This is a genomic window from Streptomyces sp. NPDC001980, from assembly GCF_040296885.1.
Taxonomy (GTDB): domain Bacteria; phylum Actinomycetota; class Actinomycetes; order Streptomycetales; family Streptomycetaceae; genus Streptomyces.
The window spans coordinates 88,083-109,284 of the sequence record NZ_JBEOYD010000023.1; the positions used below are offsets into that span (position 1 = coordinate 88,083).

17 protein-coding genes, 2 pseudogenes and 1 riboswitch are annotated in these 21,202 nt (G+C 70.5%); of the genes and pseudogenes, 18 read left to right on the top strand and 1 reads right to left on the bottom strand.

Translation table 11 applies throughout. The annotated features are described in order from the left end of the window. The 17 genes and pseudogenes from ABT137_RS30565 (at position 1) to ABT137_RS30645 (ending at position 17,644) form a co-directional block, all read left to right on the top strand. A complete protein-coding gene (locus ABT137_RS30565) occupies positions 1 to 744 on the top strand; it encodes a CDP-alcohol phosphatidyltransferase family protein (protein ID WP_351714336.1) in 744 nt (247 codons plus the stop codon). An 8-nt stretch (positions 745 to 752) separates the two neighbouring features. Then, positions 753 to 1,625 (top strand): glycosyltransferase family 2 protein, encoded by an 873-nt coding sequence (locus ABT137_RS30570; RefSeq protein WP_351714403.1) that lies wholly within the window; start codon positions 753 to 755, stop codon positions 1,623 to 1,625. A gap of 221 nt (positions 1,626 to 1,846) precedes the next feature. Beyond that, entirely contained in the window at positions 1,847 to 2,776 is a 930-nt protein-coding gene (locus ABT137_RS30575; protein WP_351714337.1) for an ABC transporter permease, read from the top strand. Further along, positions 2,769 to 3,548 (top strand): ABC transporter ATP-binding protein, encoded by a 780-nt coding sequence (locus tag ABT137_RS30580; protein ID WP_351714338.1) that lies wholly within the window; start codon positions 2,769 to 2,771, stop codon positions 3,546 to 3,548. The genes ABT137_RS30575 and ABT137_RS30580 overlap by 8 nt, the downstream gene beginning before the upstream one ends. Before the next feature lie 358 nt (positions 3,549 to 3,906). Next, positions 3,907 to 4,809: a squalene synthase HpnC gene (hpnC, locus tag ABT137_RS30585; RefSeq protein ID WP_351714339.1), complete on the top strand. Its 903-nt coding sequence runs from the start codon at positions 3,907 to 3,909 to the stop codon at positions 4,807 to 4,809. After that, complete coding sequence (gene hpnD / locus ABT137_RS30590; protein ID WP_351714340.1) at positions 4,806 to 5,759, top strand: presqualene diphosphate synthase HpnD; 954 nt, start codon at positions 4,806 to 4,808, stop codon at positions 5,757 to 5,759. The genes hpnC and hpnD overlap by 4 nt, the downstream gene beginning before the upstream one ends. Continuing rightward, positions 5,759 to 5,836: pseudogene (locus ABT137_RS51070) on the top strand (DUF6380 family protein); the annotation flags it as partial. The gene hpnD and the pseudogene ABT137_RS51070, both read left to right, overlap by 1 nt. Beyond that, a pseudogene (gene hpnE, locus ABT137_RS30600) lies at positions 5,827 to 7,317 on the top strand (hydroxysqualene dehydroxylase HpnE); the annotation flags it as partial. The pseudogenes ABT137_RS51070 and hpnE, both read left to right, overlap by 10 nt. A gap of 59 nt (positions 7,318 to 7,376) precedes the next feature. Further along, positions 7,377 to 8,450, top strand: coding sequence for a polyprenyl synthetase family protein (locus tag ABT137_RS30605; protein ID WP_351714342.1), 1,074 nt, complete (start codon positions 7,377 to 7,379; stop codon positions 8,448 to 8,450). 117 nt (positions 8,451 to 8,567) lie between these two features. Beyond that, entirely contained in the window at positions 8,568 to 10,559 is a 1,992-nt protein-coding gene (gene shc / locus ABT137_RS30610) for a squalene--hopene cyclase (protein ID WP_351714343.1), read from the top strand. Further along, on the top strand, positions 10,559 to 11,200 hold the full coding sequence (locus tag ABT137_RS30615) for a phosphorylase family protein (RefSeq protein WP_293992181.1): 642 nt from the start codon (positions 10,559 to 10,561) through the stop codon (positions 11,198 to 11,200). Before shc ends, ABT137_RS30615 begins: the two co-directional genes overlap by 1 nt. 5 nt (positions 11,201 to 11,205) lie before the next feature. Beyond that, entirely contained in the window at positions 11,206 to 12,228 is a 1,023-nt protein-coding gene (hpnH, locus tag ABT137_RS30620; RefSeq protein ID WP_181803030.1) for an adenosyl-hopene transferase HpnH, read from the top strand. A gap of 4 nt (positions 12,229 to 12,232) precedes the next feature. Beyond that, positions 12,233 to 13,390 (top strand): flavodoxin-dependent (E)-4-hydroxy-3-methylbut-2-enyl-diphosphate synthase, encoded by a 1,158-nt coding sequence (ispG, locus tag ABT137_RS30625; protein ID WP_351714344.1) that lies wholly within the window; start codon positions 12,233 to 12,235, stop codon positions 13,388 to 13,390. Positions 13,391 to 13,417: 27 nt separating this feature from the next. Beyond that, positions 13,418 to 15,451 carry a 1-deoxy-D-xylulose-5-phosphate synthase gene (gene dxs, locus ABT137_RS30630; protein WP_351714345.1) on the top strand — a complete coding sequence of 678 codons (2,034 nt, stop codon included), beginning with the start codon at positions 13,418 to 13,420 and terminating at the stop codon, positions 15,449 to 15,451. Beyond that, the gene (locus ABT137_RS30635; RefSeq protein ID WP_351714346.1) at positions 15,448 to 16,833 is read left to right on the top strand and encodes an aspartate aminotransferase family protein; all 1,386 of its coding nucleotides are present in this window, start codon (positions 15,448 to 15,450) and stop codon (positions 16,831 to 16,833) included. Before dxs ends, ABT137_RS30635 begins: the two co-directional genes overlap by 4 nt. 59 nt (positions 16,834 to 16,892) lie before the next feature. After that, the gene (locus ABT137_RS30640) at positions 16,893 to 17,525 is read left to right on the top strand and encodes a helix-turn-helix domain-containing protein (RefSeq protein WP_351714347.1); all 633 of its coding nucleotides are present in this window, start codon (positions 16,893 to 16,895) and stop codon (positions 17,523 to 17,525) included. Then, positions 17,522 to 17,644, top strand: a complete 123-nt coding sequence (locus ABT137_RS30645) for a DUF6126 family protein (RefSeq protein WP_093497780.1) — start codon at positions 17,522 to 17,524, stop codon at positions 17,642 to 17,644. The genes ABT137_RS30640 and ABT137_RS30645 overlap by 4 nt, the downstream gene beginning before the upstream one ends. A gap of 21 nt (positions 17,645 to 17,665) precedes the next feature. Here ABT137_RS30645 and ABT137_RS30650 read toward each other — a convergent pair whose 3' ends face one another. Next, entirely contained in the window at positions 17,666 to 18,463 is a 798-nt protein-coding gene (locus ABT137_RS30650; RefSeq protein WP_351714348.1) for a tyrosine-protein phosphatase, read from the bottom strand. 198 nt (positions 18,464 to 18,661) lie between these two features. Between ABT137_RS30650 and ABT137_RS30655 the strand changes: the two genes are divergently transcribed. Further along, positions 18,662 to 20,734, top strand: coding sequence for an alpha-galactosidase (locus ABT137_RS30655; RefSeq protein ID WP_351714349.1), 2,073 nt, complete (start codon positions 18,662 to 18,664; stop codon positions 20,732 to 20,734). A 307-nt stretch (positions 20,735 to 21,041) separates the two neighbouring features. After that, positions 21,042 to 21,202, top strand: a riboswitch (cyclic di-AMP (ydaO/yuaA leader).

Here is a 21,202-nt window from a genome sequence, read left to right on the forward strand (position 1 = left end):
GTGCACCCCGTGGGGGTCAAGGACCGGCGCAGCGGTGAGCACTGGATGGGGCGCCTCTACATGCGTGAGGTGTCCCTGCGGGTCGACCGCTACCTGGTGAACACCAGGGTCACGCCCAACCAGCTCACGTACCTGATGACCGTCTTCGGCGTGCTCGCCTGCCCGGCCCTGCTGGTGCCGGGCATCTGGGGCGCGGTGCTCGGCGTGGTCTGCGTCCAGATGTACCTGCTGCTCGACTGCGTCGACGGCGAGGTCGCCCGCTGGAAGCAGCAGTACTCGCTGGGCGGCGTCTACCTGGACCGGGTCGGTGCCTACCTCACCGACGCCGCCGTCCTGGTCGGGCTCGGGCTGCGCGCCGCCGACCTGTTCGGCAGCGGCCGTATCGACTGGCTGTGGGCCTTCCTCGGCACCCTGGCCGCGCTCGGCGCGATCCTGATCAAGGCCGAGACCGACCTGGTCGGCGTGGCCCGGCACCAGGCCGGGCTTCCGGTGGTCAAGGAGGCCGCCGCCGAGATGCGGTCCTCCGGGATGGCGCTGGCCCGCCGGGCCGCCGCCCTGTTCCGGTTCCACCGGCTGATCCTCGGCATCGAGGCCTCTCTGCTGATCCTGCTGCTGGCCGTCGCCGACCACTTCCACGGCGATCTCTTCTGGACCCGGCTCGGCACCGCCGTGCTGGCCGGCATCGCGCTGCTGCAGACCCTGCTGCACCTGGTCTCGGTCCTGGCGTCGAGCAGGCTGCGGTGAGCGCCGGGCTGAAGGTCGGCGCGGTCGTGATCACCATGGGCAACCGCCCCGACGAACTGCGTGCCCTCCTCGACTCGGTCGCCAAGCAGGACGGCGACCGGGTCGAGGTGGTCGTCGTCGGCAACGGCTCGCCCGTCCCGGACGTTCCGGACGGTGTCCGCACCCTGGAGCTGCCCGAGAACCTCGGGATCCCCGGCGGGCGCAACGTCGGCATAGAGGCCTTCGGCCCGAGCGGCCGCGATGTCGACATACTGCTCTTCCTCGACGACGACGGCCTGCTCGCCGAGCACGACACCGCCGAGCTGTGCCGCCAGGCCTTCGCCGCCGACCAGCGGCTCGGCATCATCAGCTTCCGCATCGCCGACCCGGACACCGGGCAGACCCAGCGCCGGCACGTGCCGAGGCTCCGGGCCTCCGACCCGATGCGCTCCTCCCGGGTCACCACCTTCCTCGGCGGCGCCAACGCCGTCCGCACCCAGGTCCTCGCCGAGGTCGGCGGCCTGCCGGACGAGTTCTTCTACGCCCATGAGGAGACCGACCTGGCCTGGCGGGCCCTGGACGCCGGCTGGATGATCGACTACCGCTCCGACATGGTCCTCAACCACCCCACCACCGCCCCTTCCCGGCATGCGGTCTACCACCGGATGGTCGCCCGCAACCGGGTCTGGCTGGCCCGCCGCAACCTGCCCGCCCCCCTGGTCCCGGTCTACCTCGGGGTGTGGCTGCTGCTGACCCTGGTGCGCCGCCCCTCCCGCCCGGCCCTGCACGCCTGGTTCGCCGGCTTCCGGGAGGGCTGGACCACCCCGTGCGGACCCCGCCGCCCGATGCGCTGGCGGACCGTGTGGAAACTCACGCGACTGGGCCGTCCCCCGGTGATCTGACAAGCTCGAAGGTGCGTGTCCGCGCGTACGGCGTGCGGACACGCCACGGGAACGGCCGCGCATGGCGCGCGGACGCCCCCGGGAATGTGTCTGATGGCGGAGACGTGTCGCGCCTAATAGCACAATTCCGTAAGACGAACGTAAGACGCATCCGAAAGCGAATCCGAAGGCGGATCCGGCGACGGGTGCGATGACGGATCCGAAGACGAAGGCTTCCATCCTTGAGTGAGACAACGCATGACGGCGGGATCGCGGTGACCGCGGTGCCGTCCCCCGACGAGGGCCTCACGGCGGCGCAGCTCGCCGCCAGGTACGGGCTCGCGGTGAGCGGCGCACGCCCCTCGCTGCCCGAGTACGTACGCCAGCTCTGGGGGCGGCGCCACTTCATCCTGGCCTTCTCGCAGGCGAAGCTCACGGCCCAGTACAGCCAGGCCAAGCTCGGCCAGCTCTGGCAGGTGGCCACGCCGCTGCTGAACGCCGCCGTGTACTACTTCATCTTCGGCGTCATCCTGCACGCCAGCCGCGGCATGTCACAGGACGTCTACATCCCGTTCCTGGTCACCGGGGTGTTCACCTTCACGTTCACCCAGAGCTCGATCATGACGGGCGTGCGGGCGATCTCGGGCAACCTCGGTCTGGTGCGGGCGCTGCACTTCCCGCGCGCCTCGCTGCCGATCTCCTTCGCGCTCCAGCAGCTCCAGCAGCTGCTGTTCTCGATGATCGTGATGGTCGCCGTGGTGGTCGGGTTCGGCAGCCGCCCGGGCCTGTCCTGGGTGCTGGTCGTCCCGATCCTGTTCCTGCTGTTCCTCTTCAACACCGGCCTGGCCCTGATCGTGGCCCGGCTGGGCGCCAAGACGCCGGACCTCGCCCAGCTGCTGCCGTTCGTGCTGCGCACCTGGATGTACATGTCCGGTGTGATGTTCTCGATCACGAAGATGATGGAGGGCCGGCCGGAGTGGGCGCGCACGCTGTTCCAGGTGAACCCCGCCACCGTCTTCATGGACCTGATGCGCTTCGCCCTCATCGACGGCTACGGCGCCTCGAACCTGCCGCCGCACGTCTGGGCCGTCGCGCTGTCCTGGGCCGTGGTCGTGTTCGCCGGCGGTTTCGTGTATTTCTGGAAGGCGGAGGAGCGGTACGGCCGTGGCTGAGCAGACCATAGGGGAGCGGATCCCCACCGTCATCGCGGAGGACGTGCACATCGTCTACCGTGTCAACGGCGCCAAGTCCGGCAAGGGCAGCGCGACGTCCGCCCTCAGCCGGATCATCAAGCGCGGCGACGACCGGGGCGTCCGCAAGGTGCACGCGGTCCGCGGCGTCTCCTTCGTCGCCTACCGCGGCGAGGCCATCGGCCTGATCGGCTCCAACGGCTCCGGCAAGTCCACCCTGCTGCGCGCCATCGCCGGCCTGCTGCCCGCCGAGAAGGGCAGGGTCTACACCAACGGCCAGCCCTCGCTGCTCGGCGTCAACGCGGCCCTGATGAACGACCTCACAGGTGAGCGCAACGTCATCCTGGGCGGCCTCGCCATGGGCATGTCCCGTGAGGACGTCAGGGCCCGCTACCAGGAGATCGTCGAGTTCTCCGGCATCAACGACAAGGGCGACTTCATCACCCTGCCGATGCGCACCTACTCCTCCGGCATGGCGGCCCGGCTCCGCTTCTCCATCGCCGCCGCCAAGGACCACGACGTCCTCATGATCGACGAGGCGCTGGCCACCGGTGACGCGGCCTTCCGCAAGCGCTCCGAGGACCGGATCCGCGAACTCCGAGAGCACGCCGGCACGGTGTTCCTGGTCAGTCACAACAACAAGTCGATCCGCGACACCTGCGACCGCGTCCTGTGGCTGGAGCGCGGTGAGCTGCGCATGGACGGCCCGACCGAAGAGGTGCTCAAGGAGTACGAGAAGTTCACGGGCAAGTAGACCCGTCCGGCTCAGGCCCCGCCGGAACCTTTCCGGTGGGGCCCGCGTCTGCAAAGGAAACGTCAACTCGGGCTCGCCTTAGGAATCTTGACGCCAATCGGTGTGTTGTTGTGATCTGCGGGACACCCCGACGAACCTCGATGCGTTGTACAACGTAAGCTGTACCGGTCCCGGAAAGCGGCAAGTGGGGCGATAATGCGCGACACCCTCCGCCGGGCCGCCCTGCGGACTGCTGGGCGGCGTGTCCGAAATAGTGTGTATTGGGTCGGCAGTGTAGAACGGGAGATGTGACGGCAATGGCTACGGAAACTCCCCAGCTCAACGCAGGCCGCGCCGTCCCCGCCCCGGGCAGCGAACGGTGACGGCAACCGGCCCGGCGCGCACCGGAGACCCGGAGCGCGGCACCCTGGACAAGGCCGCGGACGAGAACTTCCCCGTGGCCCCGTTCTTCCTGCCGAAAGCCTGGCGTGACGACCTGATGGCGGTGTACGGCTTCGCCCGCCTCGTCGACGACATCGGCGACGGCGACCTGGCCCCCGGCGGCGCCGACGCCCGCCTCCTCGGAGTGTCCCCCGAGGACGCCGAGGACCGCCTGGTCCTGCTCGACGCCTTCGAGGCCGACCTGCGCCGCGTCTTCGACGCCACCCCGTACCACCCCCTGCTGCGCCGCCTGCAGCCCACGGTCCGCCGCCGCGCGCTGTCCCCCGACCCCTTCCTCGGGCTGATCGCCGCCAACCGTCAGGACCAGCTCGTCAAGCGCTACGAGACCTACGACGACCTCGTCGCCTACTGCGAGCTGTCCGCCAACCCCGTCGGCCGCCTGGTCCTTGCCGTCACCGGCACCTCGACCCCCGCGCGGATCCGGCTCTCCGACTCGATCTGCACCGCACTCCAGATCGTCGAACACCTCCAGGACGTGGCCGAGGACCTCGGCCGCGACCGGATCTATCTGCCCGCCGAGGACATGAAGCGCTTTCACGTCCAGGAGGCGGATCTCGCCAGGAAAACCGCGGGCGCATCGGTGCGTGCACTGGTTGCATACGAAGCACAACGCGCCCGCGATCTCCTGAATGAAGGCGCCCCCCTTGTGGGTAGCGTCCACGGCAGGTTGAAGCTGCTGCTTGCGGGGTTCGTGGCGGGGGGAAGGGCGGCGGTCCACGCGATCGCCGCCGCCGAATACGACGTACTTCCCGGCCCGCCCAAGCCCGGCAAGGGCCGGTTGCTGCGTGAGGTGGGCGTGACTCTGCGAGGAGAGGGGTGATCCGGACCGTGGACTCTCCCACACACGTGTCCGCACCGGTACTCGCCGCCTACAGCTACTGCGAGACGGTCACCGGACAGCAGGCACGGAACTTCGCCTACGGCATCCGGCTGCTCCCGACGCCCAAGCGGCGGGCCATGTCGGCGCTCTACGCCTTCTCCCGGCGTGTCGACGACATCGGCGACGGCGAGCTGGCGGACGACGTGAAGGCGGCCCGTCTGGAGGACACCCGGGCGCTGCTGGCCCGGGTCCAGGACGGCGCGGTCGCCGAGGACGACACCGACCCGGTCGCGGTCGCTCTCGCCCATGCCGCCCAGGCCTTCCCGATCCCGCTGGGCGGCCTGGACGAGCTGATCGACGGCGTCCTGATGGACGTCCGCGGCGAGACCTACGAGACCTGGGACGACCTCAAGGTCTACTGCCGCTGTGTGGCCGGCGCCATCGGCCGGCTCTCGCTCGGCGTGTTCGGTACGGAACCGGGGGCGCGCGGCGCCGAGCGCGCGTCGGAGTATGCCGACACGCTCGGGCTCGCGCTGCAGCTCACCAACATCCTCAGAGACGTCCGTGAGGACGCCGGCAACGGCCGTACCTACCTGCCCTCCGACGACCTCGCCAAGTTCGGCTGCTCGGCCGGGTTCCACGGGCCGACCCCGCCGGAGGGTTCCGACTTCGCCGGTCTCGTGCACTTCGAAGTACGCCGCGCCCGTGCCCTTTTCGCCGAGGGCTACCGGCTGCTGCCCATGCTCGACCGGCGCAGCGGCGCCTGTGTCGCCGCCATGGCCGGCATCTACCGCCGACTGCTCGACCGCATCGAGCGCGAACCGGAGGCGGTGCTGCGCGGCCGGGTCTCGCTGCCCGGACGCGAGAAGGCGTACGTCGCCGTGCGCGGCCTGTCCGGGCTCGACACCCGGCGCCACACCTCCCGCCTGACCGTCAGGAGGCGCGCCTGATGGACAAAGTGGGTCAAGGTGACTCCACCGGAGAGAAACGGCAGGCAACCCTCCGGCACGGCGTGGCGTCCCTGACTGCGACGGCCCGACCTGCCCCGTTCCACCGGCACGGCGGGCGGGCAGGGGAGGAAGCACGATGACCGACGGCACGCGATCCGAGCGGACGCACGACGACATCCCGTCCGGGCGCACCGCCGTCGTGGTCGGCGGTGGCCTCGCGGGCATCACGGCCGCGCTCGCGCTGGCCGACGCGGGAGTGCGCGTCACCCTTCTCGAAGGCAGGCCGAGGCTCGGCGGGCTCGCCTTCTCCTTCCAGCGCGGCGACCTGACCGTGGACAACGGCCAGCACGTGTACCTGCGTTGCTGCACCGCCTACCGCTGGTTCCTCGACCGCATCGAGGGCACGGCGCTGGCACCGCTGCAGGACCGCCTCGACGTACCCGTCCTGGACCTCGCCAAGCCGGAGGGGCGGCGCCTGGGCAGGCTGAAGCGCGACCCGCTGCCGGTACCCCTTCACCTGGGGCGCAGCCTGGCCGCCTATCCGCACCTCTCGCTCGCCGAACGGGCCAGGGTGGGGCGTGCCGCGCTCGCGCTCAAGGGGCTCGACCTCGCCGATCCGAGCCTGGACGCACAGGACTTCGGCAGCTGGCTGGCCGCCCACGGCCAGTCGGCGCGTGCCGTCGAGGCCCTGTGGGACCTGGTCGGGGTCGCCACCCTCAACGCGGTCGCGGGCGACGCCTCGCTGGGGCTCGCCGCGATGGTGTTCAAGACCGGTCTGCTGTCCGCCCCGGGCGCGGCCGACATCGGCTGGGCCCATGTGCCGCTGGGCGAACTGCACGACCGGCTGGCCCGCAAGGCGCTCGACTCCGCGGGCGTGCGTACCGAGGTCCGTTCACGCGTCACCTCCGTCTCCACTAACGAGAACGGAACCTGGAGCGTTCAGGTTCCCGGCGAGACGCTCACAGCCGACGCCGTCGTGCTCGCCGTCGCCCAGCGCGAGGCCTACGACCTGCTCCCGTCCGGTGCCCTCGACGCCCCGGAGCACCTGCTGGAGATCGGCACCGCGCCGATCCTCAACGTCCATGTGGTCTACGACCGTACGGTGCTCACCAAGCCGTTCTTCGCGGCCCTCGGCACCCCGGTCCAGTGGGTGTTCGACCGCACCCACGCCTCCGGGCTGCGCACGGGGCAGTACCTCGCGCTGTCCCAGTCGGCCGCCCAGGACGAGATCGACATGCCCGTGGCCGATCTGCGCGAGCGCTATCTGCCCGAGCTGGAAAGGCTGTTGCCCGGTGCGCGCGGCGCCGGGGTGCAGGACTTCTTCGTGACCCGGGAGCGTACCGCGACGTTCGCCCCCACCCCCGGCGTCGGGCGGCTGCGGCCCGGCGCCCGCACCAAGGCACCCGGCCTCTACCTGGCCGGAGCGTGGACCGCCACCGGGTGGCCCGCGACCATGGAGAGTGCGGTCCGCAGCGGTGTGAACGCGGCCGACGCCGCGTTGGGCACCCTGGGCCGGCCCCGCCCCCGTCACCTCTTCGCGTTCGAGGAGGCGGCGTGACGCTCGATCAGCAGGTGGCAGGCCCCCGCACCCCCGGTACCGCAACAAGAGGAGAAACTGTGCCCACTGTGCCCCCGGCCTCGAAGGCCGCTCGAGAGAACGCAGTGGACGTGACCGCGCTCCTGGAGCGCGGCCGGACCCTTGCCACACCGGTACTGCGGGCGGCTGTCGACCGCCTGGCCTCCCCCATGGACACCGTAGCCGCCTACCACTTCGGCTGGATCGACGCCGAGGGCAACCCCGCCGACGGCGACGGCGGCAAGGCCGTACGGCCCGCGCTCGCCGTGCTCTCCGCCGAGGTCACCGGCGCCGCACCCGAGGTCGGCATCCCGGGCGCCGTCGCCGTGGAACTCGTCCACAACTTCTCCCTGCTGCACGACGACCTGATGGACGGCGACGAACAGCGCCGGCACCGCGACACCGTCTGGAAGGTGCACGGCCCCGCCCAGGCCATCCTGGTCGGCGACGCCCTGTTCGCCCTCGCCAACGAGGTGCTGCTCGAACTCGGCACCGTGGAGGCCGGCCGTGCCACCCGCCGGATCACCACCGCCACCCGCGCCCTGATCGACGGCCAGGCCCAGGACATCTCCTACGAGCACCGCGACCGGGTCAGCGTCGAGGAGTGCCTGGAGATGGAGGGCAACAAGACCGGCGCCCTGCTCGCCGCCTCCAGCTCCATCGGCGCGGTGCTCGGCGGCGCCGACGACCGCACCGCCGACACCCTGGAGAAGTACGGCTACCACCTCGGCCTCGCCTTCCAGGCCGTCGACGACCTGCTGGGCATCTGGGGCGACCCGGAGGCCACCGGCAAGCAGACCTGGAGCGACCTGCGCCAGCGCAAGAAGTCCCTGCCGGTCGTCGCCGCGCTCGCCGCGGGCGGGCCCGCCTCCGAGCGGCTCGGCGAGATCCTCGCCGCGGACGCCAAGAGCAGCGACTTCGAGAACTTCTCCGAGGAGGAGTTCGCCGCCCGCGCCGCCCTCATCGAGGAGGCCGGCGGCCGCGAGTGGACCGCCGGAGAGGCGCGCCGTCAGCACACCATCGCCATCGAAGCCCTGCACGCCGTCGACATGCCCGACCGGGTACGGGCGCAGTTCACGGCGCTCGCCGACTTCGTCGTCGTACGAAAGAGATGATCATTATCGGTCGAATAGTCCTCGCGTAGTCGCCGGCCGGTGCGAACGCGCAGCCAGCACCGGCCGACGGCGGACCCACAGCAGAACGATTTCGCACGACTGCACGAAGGGGAAGCCATGACAGCGACGACCGACGGAAGCACCGGGGCCACCCTGCCGCCCCGGGCCGACTCGGCCAGCACCGAACTCACCGCCCCCGTGGCGGCCGGGGTACAAGAAGCCGCCGAACGCGCGGTACGGCGTGCCACCGACCATCTGCTCGCCCAGCAGGACGCGCAGGGCTGGTGGAAGGGCGACCTGGAGACCAACGTCACCATGGACGCCGAGGACCTGCTGCTCCGTCAGTTCCTGGGCATCCGCGACGAGTCCACGACGGCCGCCGCCGCGCTCTTCATCCGCGGCGAGCAGCGCGAGGACGGCACCTGGGCCACCTTCTACGGCGGCCCCGGCGAACTCTCCACCACCATCGAGGCGTACGTCGCCCTGCGGCTGGCCGGGGACGCGCCGGACGCCCCCCACATGGCGAAGGCGTCGGCGTGGATCCGCGAGCGCGGCGGGATCGCCGCCGCCCGGGTCTTCACCCGGATCTGGCTGGCCCTGTTCGGCTGGTGGAAGTGGGAGGACCTGCCCGAACTCCCGCCGGAGCTCCTGTACTTCCCCAAGTGGTTCCCGCTCAGCATCTACAACTTCGGCCAGTGGGCCCGCCAGACCATCGTGCCGCTCACCGTGGTCTCGGCCAAGCGCCCGGTGCGCCCGGCCCCCTTCCCGCTGGACGAGCTCCACACCGACCCGGCCGACCCGAACCCGCCCCAGCCGCTTGCCCCGGTGGCGAGCTGGGAGGGCGTCTTCCAGCGGCTCGACAAGGTTGTCCGCGGCTACCGCAAGGTCGCGCTGGGCCGGCTGCGCGGCTCCGCGCTCAAGTCCGCCGGCCGCTGGATCGTCGAGCGCCAGGAGAACGACGGTGCGTGGGGCGGCATCCAGCCCCCGGCCGTGTACTCGGTGATCGCCCTGTACCTGCTCGGCTACGACCTCGAACACCCCGTGCTGCGTGCGGGACTGGAGTCGCTGGATCGTTACGCCTTGTGGCGCGAGGACGGCGGCCGGATGATCGAGGCCTGCCAGTCGCCGGTGTGGGACACCTGTCTGGCGACCATTGCGCTCGCCGACGCGGGACTCCCCGCCGACCACCCGCAACTCGTCAAGGCAGCCGACTGGATGCTCGGCGAGCAGATCGTCCGCCCCGGCGACTGGGCGGTCAAACGGCCCCAGCTCCCGCCGGGCGGCTGGGCGTTCGAGTTCCACAACGACAACTACCCCGACATCGACGACACCGCCGAGGTCGTCCTCGCGCTGCGCCGGGTCAGGCACCACGACCCGGAGCGGATGGAGAAGGCCATCGGGCGCGGGGTGCGCTGGAACCTCGGCATGCAGTCGAAGAACGGCGCCTGGGGCGCCTTCGACGTCGACAACACCAGCCCGTTCCCCAACCGGCTGCCGTTCTGCGACTTCGGCGAGGTCATCGACCCGCCGTCGGCCGACGTCACCGCGCACGTCGTGGAGATGCTCGCCTTCGAGGGCATGTCCCACGACCCGCGCACCCGGCGCGGCATCGAGTGGCTGCTCGCCGAACAGGAGTCGAACGGCGCCTGGTTCGGGCGCTGGGGCGTCAACTACGTCTACGGCACCGGGTCCGTGGTACCCGCGCTCACCGCCGCCGGGCTGCCCGCCTCGCACCCGGCCATCCGGCGCGCGGTGACCTGGCTGGAGCAGGTCCAGAACGAGGACGGAGGGTGGGGCGAGGACCTGCGCTCCTACAAGTACGCCGACGACTGGAGCGGCCGCGGCGCCTCCACCGCCTCCCAGACCGCGTGGGCGCTGATGGCGCTGCTCGCGGCGGGGGAGAAGGACGCCAAGGCCGTCGAGCGGGGCATCCGGTGGCTCGCCGAGACCCAGCGCGAGGACGGCTCCTGGGACGAGCCGTACTTCACCGGCACGGGCTTCCCGTGGGACTTCTCCATCAACTACCACCTCTACCGGCAGGTCTTCCCGCTCACCGCGCTCGGCCGCTATGTCCACGGCGAGCCCACCCCCGAGGCAGAGGGGGACTGATGAGCGCCACGCCCGCGCCGGCCCCGCTGCTGATCGCCTGCGCACTCGGCATCGAGCACCTCGCCCTGCGCGCCGGCGAAAGGGGCGGCTCGGGCGGACCCGTCACCGTGCTGCGCACCGGTATGGGCCCCAGGGCGGCGGAACGGTCCGTCACCCGGGTCCTGGCCGACCCCGCGCTCGCCGGTGCCGCGGTCCTGGCGACGGGCTTCTGCGCGGGGCTCGCCCCCGGCATGCACCCCGGCGACCTGGTCGTCGCCGAGGAGACCCGGGACCCCCGCGGCAGCGTCCCGTGCGTGGGCACGGAACTCCTCGTGAAGGAACTCGTACGGACCCTGCCCGGCCGTACCGTCCACACCGGACCCGTCACCGGCTCCGACCATGTCGTTCGCGGTCACGAGCGATCGGATCTGCTCGCGACCGGCGCAATCGCGGTCGACATGGAGTCGGCGGCCACGCTCCTGAGCGCCGTGCACGCGGGCGAGCGCCCGGTTGCGGCCGTCAGGGTGGTCGTGGACGCTCCTGAACATGAACTCGTCCGGATCGGCACGGTGCGCGGTGGAATATCTGCTTTCCGCGTTCTTCGATCCGTTCTTCCAGCTTTCTTCGAATGGCACCGTTCTTTGCTGCTCCCCCGGAGGTGAGCCAGATGGCCATGCCGCTGCGTCAGTCGATCAAGGTCGCTACTTACTTGGCTGAACAGAAGCTCCGCAAGCGGGACAAGTTCCCGTTGATCGTGGAGCTGGAACCCCTCTTCGCGTGCAACCTGAAATGTGAGGGCTGCGGAAAGATCCAGCACCCGGCGGGGGTGCTGAAGCAGCGCATGCCGGTCGCGCAGGCGGTCGGCGCGGTGCTGGAGTCCGGTGCGCCGATGGTGTCCATCGCGGGCGGCGAACCCCTGATGCACCCTCAGATCGACGAGATCGTGCGGCAGTTGGTGGCGAAGCGGAAGTACGTCTTCCTGTGCACCAACGCGATGCTGCTGCGCAAGAAGATGGACAAGTTCACGCCCTCGCCCTACTTCGCCTTCGCGGTGCACATCGACGGGCTGCGCGAGCGGCACGACGAGTCCGTTGCGAAGGAAGGTGTGTTCGACGAGGCGGTGGAGGCCATCAAGGAGGCCAAGCGGCGCGGCTTCCGGGTGACCACCAACTCGACCTTCTTCAACACGGACACCCCGCAGACCATCATCGAGGTGCTCAACTTCCTCAACGACGACCTCAAGGTCGACGAGATGATGATCTCGCCCGCCTACGCCTACGAGAAGGCCCCCGACCAGGAGCACTTCCTCGGCGTGGAGCAGACCCGCGAGCTCTTCAAGAAGGCCTTCGCGGGCGGCAACCGCAAGAAGTGGCGGCTCAACCACTCCCCGCTCTTCCTGGACTTCCTGGAGGGCAAGGTCGACTTCCCGTGCACGGCCTGGGCGATCCCGAACTACTCGCTCTTCGGCTGGCAGCGCCCCTGCTACCTGATGAGCGACGGGTACGTGCCGACGTACCGCGAACTCATCGAGAAGACCGACTGGGACAAGTACGGCCGCGGCAAGGACCCGCGCTGCGCCAACTGCATGGCGCACTGCGGCTACGAGCCCACCGCCGTCCTCGCCACCATGGGATCCCTCAAGGAGTCGCTCCGCGCGATGCGCGAGACGGTCTCCGGGAACCGGGAGTGACCGCATGACCGCCATTTCCCTGGGCCTCCCCGAGGTCCCGGCCCGGCCCGTCGCCGAGCGCCGCGTGTCCCGGCAGATCCATGTCGGGCCGGTGGCGGTCGGCGGCGGCGCCCCGGTGTCCGTGCAGTCGATGACCACGACCCGCACCTCGGACATCGGCGCCACCCTTCAGCAGATCGCCGAACTCACCGCGTCCGGCTGCCAGATCGTCCGCGTCGCCTGCCCCACGCAGGACGACGCGGACGCCCTGGCGACGATCGCGAAGAAGTCCCAGATCCCGGTGATCGCGGACATCCACTTCCAGCCGAAGTACGTCTTCGCGGCCATCGAGGCCGGCTGCGCGGCGGTCCGCGTGAACCCCGGCAACATCAAGAAGTTCGACGACCAGGTGCGGGAGATCGCGCGGACCGCCAAGGACCACGGCACCCCGATCCGCATCGGGGTCAACGCGGGCTCGCTCGACCGCCGGCTCCTTGAGAAGTACGGCAGGGCGACCCCCGAGGCGCTCGTGGAGAGCGCTCTCTGGGAGGCCTCGCTCTTCGAGGAGCACGACTTCCGGGACATCAAGATCTCGGTCAAGCACAACGACCCGGTCGTGATGATCGAGGCGTACCGGCAGCTCGCCGCCCAGTGCGACTACCCGCTGCACCTCGGGGTCACGGAGGCGGGCCCGGCGTTCCAGGGCACCATCAAGTCCGCGGTCGCCTTCGGGGCGTTGCTCTCGCAGGGCATCGGTGACACGATCCGCGTCTCGCTGTCCGCCCCGCCCGCGGAGGAGGTCAAGGTCGGCATCCAGATCCTGGAGTCGCTGAACCTGCGGCAGCGGCGCCTGGAGATCGTCTCCTGCCCGTCCTGCGGACGCGCCCAGGTCGACGTCTACAAGCTGGCGGACGAGGTGACGGCAGGCCTGGAGGGCATGGAGGTGCCGCTGCGCGTCGCCGTCATGGGATGCGTGGTCAACGGCCCCGGCGAGGCACGGGAGGCCGATCTGGGGGTCGCCTCCGGCAATGGCAAGGGGCAGATCTTCGTCAAGGGCGAGGTCGTCAAGACCGTGCCCGAGTCGAAGATCGTGGAGACCCTGATCGAGGAAGCGATGAAGATCGCCGAGCAGATGGAGCAGGACGGCGCCGGGTCCGGAGCACCCGCCGTCACGGTGAGCTGAACAGCACGGACCGAGAGGGGGCCGAGCGTGACGATTCTGGAGACCATCCGGGGACCACGCGACCTGAAGGCGCTGTCCGAGGCGGAACTCGGCGAACTGTCCGAAGAAATACGCGAGTTCCTGGTGCACGCGGTCGCCAGGACCGGCGGCCACCTCGGGCCCAACCTGGGCGTCGTGGAGCTGACCGTCGCGCTGCACCGGGTCTTCGAGTCCCCGGCCGACCGCATCCTCTGGGACACCGGCCACCAGAGTTACGTCCACAAGCTGCTGACCGGCCGTCAGGACTTCTCCAAGCTGCGCGGCAAGGGCGGCCTGTCCGGATATCCCTCGCGCGAGGAGTCCGAGCACGACGTCATCGAGAACAGCCACGCCTCCACCGCGCTCGGCTGGGCCGACGGCCTCGCCAAGGCCCGCCAGGTGCAGGGGGAGAAGGGCCATGTCGTCGCGGTCATCGGCGACGGCGCGCTGACCGGCGGGATGGCCTGGGAGGCGCTGAACAACATCGCGGCCGCCAAGGACCGGCCGCTGATCATCGTCGTCAACGACAACGAGCGGTCGTACGCCCCCACCATCGGCGGCCTCGCCAACCACCTCGCCACGCTGCGGACGACCGACAGCTACGAGAGGGTGCTGGCCTGGGGCAAGGACGTACTCCTGCGCACCCCGGTCGTGGGCAACACCATCTACGAGTCCCTGCACGGCGCCAAGAAGGGCTTCAAGGACGCCTTCGCCCCGCAGGGCATGTTCGAGGACCTGGGCCTCAAGTACGTGGGTCCGATCGACGGCCACGACATCAAGGCCGTCGAGTCGGCGCTCCGGCGCGCGAAACGTTTCCACGGGCCGGTGCTCGTGCACTGCCTCACGGAGAAGGGGCGCGGCTACGAGCCCGCGCTCGCCCACGAGGAGGACCACTTCCACACCGTCGGCGTGATGGACCCGCTCACCTGCGAGCCGCTCGCGCCGTCCAACGGCCCTTCCTGGACCTCGGTGTTCGGCGAGGAGATCGTCCGGATCGGCGAGGAACGGGACGACGTCGTGGCCATCACCGCGGCCATGCTGCACCCGGTCGGCCTCGGCAAGTTCGCCGAGCGCTTCCCCGGCCGGGTCTGGGACGTCGGCATCGCCGAGCAGCACGCGGCGGTCTCGGCGGCCGGCCTCGCGACCGGCGGACTGCACCCGGTGGTCGCCGTCTACGCCACGTTCCTGAACCGTGCCTTCGACCAGTTGCTGATGGACGTGGCGCTGCACCGCTGCGGGGTGACGTTCGTGCTGGACCGGGCGGGCGTGACCGGGGTCGACGGCGCCTCGCACAACGGCATGTGGGACATGTCCGTCCTCCAGGTGGTGCCGGGCCTGCGGATCGCCGCCCCGCGCGACGCCGAACAGCTGCGGCTCCAGCTGCGCGAGGCGGTCGCCGTGGACGACGCGCCCACCCTGGTGCGGTTCCCGAAGGAGTCGGTGGGCCCGGAGATCCCGGCGGTCGACCGGGTCGGCGGGATCGACGTCCTGCACCGCGGGGAGGACGCGCGGGTGCTGCTGGTGGCGGTCGGCGTGATGGCGCCGGTGTGCCTCCAGGCCGCGGAGCTGCTGGCCGCGCGAGGCATCGACTGCACGGTCGTCGACCCCCGTTGGGTCAAGCCCGTGGATCCCGCGCTGCCGGTGCTGGCGGCCCAGCACGAGCTGGTGGCCGTCGTCGAGGACAACAGCAGGGCGGCCGGGGTGGGCGCGGCGGTCGCGCTGGCGCTGGGCGACGCGGACGTGGACGTGCCGGTGCGGAGGTTCGGGATTCCGGAGCAGTTCCTGGCGCATGCGAAGCGGGGGGAGGTGCTGGCCGACATCGGGCTGACGCCGGTGGAGATCGCGGGGCGGATCGGAGCGAGCCTCGCGGGGCGGGGGGCCGACGCCAAGGGGGGTGCCGCAGGGGGGCGTTCGGCGAGTGCGGCGCCGTCCGGGCTGGTCGCGCCCCGCGGCGGTAGCCGCAAATCGATGCGCCCCGCGCCCCTTCGGGGCGCCTCAGCCGAGGGCGCTGTCATGGATGGCGCTTACAAGGAGAAGGAATGAGCACGGAGTTCGACCTCGGCGCGTTGCTGGCCGAGCGTGGAGCCGAGCGGTATGAGCTGCACGCCAAGTACCTGAACCACCAGCTCCCCCGCATGCTGCACACCATCGGCTTCGACAAGGTCTACGAGCGGGCCGAGGGCGCCCACTTCTGGGACGCGGACGGCAACGACTACCTGGACATGCTCGCCGGGTTCGGGGTGATGGGCCTGGGCCGTCACCACCCCGTCGTCCGCAAGGCCCTGCACGACGTCCTGGACGCGCAGCTGGCCGACCTCACCCGCTTCGACTGCCAGCCGCTGCCCGGACTGCTCGCCGAGCGCCTCCTCGCGCACAGCCCGCACCTGGACCGGGTGTTCTTCGGCAACAGCGGCACCGAGGCGGTGGAGACGGCCCTGAAGTTCGCCCGCTTCGCCACCGGCAGGCCCCGCGTCCTCTACTGCGACCACGCCTTCCACGGCCTGACCACCGGCTCGCTGTCGGTCAACGGCGAGGACGGCTTCCGGAACGGCTTCGCCCCGCTGCTGCCCGACACCGCCGTACCCCTCGGCGATCTCGACGCCCTCGCCCGCGAGCTGAAGAAGGGCGACGTGGCCGCCCTGATCGTCGAGCCGATCCAGGGCAAGGGCGTGCACGAGGCACCGCCCGGCTACCTGCGCGCCGCACAGGAGCTGCTGCACCGGCACAAGGCGCTGCTGATCGCCGACGAGGTGCAGACCGGCCTCGGCCGCACCGGCGACTTCTACGCCTACCAGCACGAGGAGGGCGTCGAGCCCGACCTGGTGTGCGTGGCCAAGGCGCTGTCCGGCGGGTACGTCCCGGTCGGCGCCACCCTCGGCAAGGACTGGATCTTCAAGAAGGTCTACTCCTCCATGGACCGCGTCCTGGTCCACTCGGCCAGCTTCGGCGCCAACGCCCAGGCCATGGCGGCCGGGCTCGCCGTCCTCTCCGTCATGGAGAACGAGCAGATCGTCGCCCATTCCCGGGCCGTGGGTGAGCAGCTCAAGTCCCGGCTGGCCGCGCTGACCGACAAGTACGAGCTGCTCGCCGAGGTACGCGGCCGGGGCCTGATGATCGGCATCGAGTTCGGCCGGCCCAGCTCGCTGAAGCTGCGCAGCCGCTGGACCATGCTGCAGGCCGCCCGCAAGGGCCTGTTCGCCCAGATGGTCGTCGTACCGCTGCTGCAACGGCACCGGATCCTCACCCAGGTGTCAGGCGACCACCTGGAGGTCATCAAGCTCATCCCGCCGCTGGTCGTCGACGAGTCGGACGTGGACCGCTTCGTGGACGCCTTCACGGACGTCATGGACGACGCCCACAGCGGCGGCGGCCTGATGTGGGACTTCGGCAAGACACTGATCAAGCAGGCGGTGGCCAACCGCTAGCTTTTTGTCTCTGAGGCAAGAAAATTGCCTCGGAGACAAAGCTGCGGCTGAATGGAGGCATGAGCCCCTCCGACAACGAGCGGGCGGGCGGGCCGGTCGACGACCTGCCCGCCGTCGCCCCGCAGCTGCGCTCCCTGCGCCGCCGCGCCGGCCTCACCCTGGAGTCCGCCGCCCGCGACGCCGGGCTGTCGCCCGCGCATCTGTCCCGGCTGGAGACCGGGCAGCGGCAGCCCTCGTTGCCGATGCTGCTCGCGCTCGCGCGTGTCTACGGTACGACGGTATCGGATCTGCTGGGGGAGACCGTCGCCGACCGGGACGCGATCGTGCGCGCCGGTGACATGGAACCGACCCGCGCCGGCGGCTGGACGTACTGGCAGGCCGGGGCCTCCGGCCGGGGCATGCAGGCGCTGCGCGTCCGGGTGCCGTACGGCACCCAGGGCGACATCGTGCGGGTGCACCCCGGCGAGGAGTGGCTGTACGTCCTGCAGGGCCGGCTCCGGCTGCGCCTCGGTGACACCACCCATGTGCTCGCGCCCGGCGACAGCGCGCACTTCGACTCGCTGACCCCGCACCGGCTCGCCGCCGAGGATCAGGACGGGGTCGAGCTCCTTTTCGTCCACACCCTGCTGCAGAGTCCCACGGCCGCGCTGTGCCTGGGACCCGGCACCGGCATCACTGGAGAGCTGCTGTGAGCAATATCGAGGAGAAGTTCCCCCGGTCCCTGTGGATCCGGCTGGTCATCTACCTCGCCGTCGGGCACGTCCTGGCCGGCTTCCTCTACCTGCTGTTCGCCCTCGGCGGCAAGGGCTGAGCCACCGCCCTCCGTCCGGCCTCAGTCGAGCAGGCGCTCGCGCAGCCGCCCCCGGGTCTCCGGGGCCAGCTTCAGGCCCTGCTCCAGGTACGTGTCGACGTCGCCCCACGTCTCCTCGATGCTCTCGAAGGCCGCCGTCAGGTACTCCGCGCGGGCATCGAAGAGCGGGCTCAGCAGCTCCATCACCTCGGGGCTGTACACACTGTCCCCGCTGCCGTTGCGCTTCACCTTGTAGCGGCGGTGCTTGGCGTTGGACTCCAGGTAGTCGGCGAGGATGGCGTCCCGCTCCACACCCACCGCGAGCAGGGTGACGGCTATGGAGATGCCTGCCCGGTCCTTGCCGGCCGCGCAGTGCATCAGCGCCGGGACGCTGTCCTCGGCGAGCGCGTGCAGCACGCGCGAGTGCTCGTCGGTGCGGTCCTTGACGATCGTGCGGTAGGAGTTGACCATCCGCGCCGCGGCCCTGCCGTCGCCCAGGAGCCCGCGCAACTGCTCGATGTCACCGTCGCGGACCATCGTCCAGAACTCGGCGCCGTGCGCCGGGTCGGTCAGCGGCAGATTCACGTTCCGTACGCCGGACAGCTCGACGTCCGGGCCCTCCAGCTTCTGGTCGGCCGCGTTGCGGAAGTCGAAGATCGTGTGCAGGCCGAGCGAGGCGAGGAACTCCGCGTCCGGTTCCGTCGCGTGCGCCAGATGGCCGCTGCGGAACAGCACGCCCGGCCGCACCCGGCGCCCGTCCACGGTCGGCAGGCCGCCCACGTCACGGAAGTTGCGCACACCGGCCAGCTCGGGCTCGGTCGACGGGACCTGCTGCGTCACGGGGGCTCCTCCAGGTCGGGCCCCGTCGGCGCTGCTCGTCGACGGGCACTGGACCGACCATACGACATCGGTTTCCACAGGCAATGAGTTGTCCACAGGCATCGCCTCCGAGGGCCGTGACCCTTGCCTCCGGAGCCCGTGGCCCTTGATGATGTTGGTGCTTGAGCGGATCTGTTGGCCCCTGTGTGAGGTTTCTCGATGCTGGACATCGCCGAAAACGGTCGTACCTGGCTCCTGTCGGGCCCCGGCAGCAGCTACGCGCTGCATCTGACGGAGGCCGACGAACTGCTCCACCTGCACTGGGGGCCGAGGATCCGGCTCGCCGACGCCGAAGAACTCAGCACCCGGGCACTGCCCGGCTACTGGGCCTTCGAGTCCCCGCTGGACGGCCGCGAGGAGTACCCCGTCGAGGGCGGCCCCCGCTTCGTCCGCCCCGCGCTGTCCGTGCGGACCGACGAGCGCCGGGGCACCGAGTGGACCTTCGACTCCTACGCGGTCGAGGAGGACGAGCTCCGGCTGCGCTTCACGGACGACGGCATCGTCATCACCCTGCACTACCGGATGCGCGGCGATGTCGTCGAGCGCTGGGTGACCGTCGGCAACGAGACACGCGCGCGCGTGGAGCTGCTCCGCGCCGACCCCGCCACCTGGACGCTCCCCGACCGCGAGGGGTGGCGGCTCTCCCAGCTGCACGGCCGCTGGGCCGCCGAGTCCCGGCTCACCAGCGCCCCGCTCACCTACGGCGAGAAGGTCATCGGCAGCCGCCGCGGCCACACCAGCCACCAGCACCTGCCCTGGGTCGCCCTCGACACCGACGCCACCGAGGAGCGCGGCGAGGTCTGGGGCTGCGCCCTCGGCTGGTCCGGCTCCTGGCGGATCGCGGTCGCCCAACTCCCCGACGCGCGCGTGCAGATCACCGGTGGCGCCGGCTACGACGACTCGGGCCTGCTGATGCTGGCCGAAGGCGAGTCGTACACCAGCCCCGTCTTCGCGGGCCTGTGGACCGACGGCGGCTTCGGCGGGGCCAGCCGCGCCTGGCACGCCTACCAGCGGGCGTACATCATCCCGGACGCCGACCAGGACCGGCCGGTGCTGTTCAACTCCTGGGAGGCCACCACCTTCGACATCTCCGAGGAGCAGCAGGCCACCCTCGCCCGCCGGGCCGCCGCGATCGGCGTCGAGCTGTTCGTGGTGGACGACGGCTGGTTCGGCGCCCGCACCAGCGACCGCGCCGGCCTCGGCGACTGGACGCCCAACCCCGACCGCTTCCCCAAGGGCCTCAAGCCCCTCGCCGAATACGTGCACGCCCTCGGCATGCAGTTCGGCATCTGGGTCGAGCCCGAGATGGTCAACGCGGACAGCGACCTGTACCGCGCGCACCCCGACTGGGTGCAGTACCAGCAGGGACGAAAGCGGACAGAACTCCGCAATCAGCTGGTCCTCAACCTCGCTCGCGAGGACGTTCAGGAGTACCTCTGGGAGCAGCTCGACACCCTGCTGTCCAGCGCCCCGATCGACTACGTCAAGTGGGACTTCAACCGCTGCTTCACGGACGCGGGCTGGCCCGGCGAGCCCTACCCGCAGCGCCTGTGGGTCGACCACGTGCGCGGGCTGTACGCCCTGCTCGACCGGATCCGGGCGGCCCACCCGAACGTCGCCATCGAGTCCTGCTCCGGCGGTGGCGGGCGGATCGACCTCGGGATCATGAGCCGCACCGACGAGGTGTGGACATCCGACAACACCGACCCGCTGGACCGGCTCGCCATCCAGCACGGCTTCAGCCAGATCCACCCCGCCCGGGTGATGTCGGCCTGGGTCACCGACAGCCCGAACCACCAGCTCAACGGCCGGGTCAGCAGCCTGCGTTTCCGGTTCGTCAGCTCCATGGCCGGGGCGCTCGGTGTCGGCGGTGACCTCTCGCAGTGGACCGAGGAGGAGCTCGCCGAGGCCGGCCGCTGGGTGGAGCTCTACAAGGAGATCCGGCCCCAGGTGCAGCGCGGCGACCAGTTCCGGCTGCGGCCGCCGACCGGCGGGCTCAGCGCCGTGCAGTACACGCTCGGCGACGAGACCGTCGTGCTCGCCTGGCTGCAGGCGCAGAGCTACGGCGAGCCGGCGCCGGCGCTGCGGCTCCAGGGGCTCGACCCGACAGCGTCGTACGAATGCCGCGAAACGGGCGAAGTGTATGGGGGTGCCGTTCTGTTGCATCACGGGCTGCACACCGGCCTGAAGGGCGACCTGGATGCGGCAGTCATCCGGCTTCGTCGGATCTGACGTATCTGTCCGAATTAGCACCTTCATTACAACTCGCTGCGTAATAAGGGGACGTGGTGTGACGTGCGTGAGGAGCGTCATATTCGTGACCGTCCGTCGCGCGTCATGTTCACGTAATTCCGGCGCATTCCAAGAAGATTGGAAAATCGAATAGGTCGGAATTTACGGAGGGTGACCGTTATTTCCGGCAACGGATCAAGTGAAACCCGGACGGCCGGAACCGGCTGCTTGTCCACGTCCGTCCTACTCGCTTACGTTCGCCACACATCCGGGCGGAACGCCGAATCCTGCCGCCGCCCGGAGTCCCCACACACACTCACCCGTGCCCGGCAGGAGCGGGGGACCCGCCAGGTATGACCGCCTGTTCCGGTTCCCGGGACGGCTAGGGGTGTAGCCACGTCTTCCCGCGTGGCCGGGCAGCTCCAGCCCGAACCCGACAGCTCACCTCGCAGGCGCAGGAGAGGAATG

Bases quoted from the DNA above. Each gene is read 5' to 3' on its own strand.
- ABT137_RS30635 (WP_351714346.1), top strand. From the start codon at position 15,448: ATGAGCACGGAGTTCGACCTCGGCGCGTTGCTGGCCGAGCGTGGAGCC.
- ABT137_RS30640 (WP_351714347.1), top strand. From the start codon at position 16,893: ATGAGCCCCTCCGACAACGAGCGGGCGGGCGGGCCGGTCGACGACCTG.
- ABT137_RS30655 (WP_351714349.1), top strand. From the start codon at position 18,662: ATGCTGGACATCGCCGAAAACGGTCGTACCTGGCTCCTGTCGGGCCCC.
- ABT137_RS30615 (WP_293992181.1), top strand. From the start codon at position 10,559: ATGAGCGCCACGCCCGCGCCGGCCCCGCTGCTGATCGCCTGCGCACTC.
- hpnH (WP_181803030.1), top strand. From the start codon at position 11,206: ATGGCCATGCCGCTGCGTCAGTCGATCAAGGTCGCTACTTACTTGGCT.
- ispG (WP_351714344.1), top strand. From the start codon at position 12,233: ATGACCGCCATTTCCCTGGGCCTCCCCGAGGTCCCGGCCCGGCCCGTC.
- shc (WP_351714343.1), top strand. From the start codon at position 8,568: ATGACAGCGACGACCGACGGAAGCACCGGGGCCACCCTGCCGCCCCGG.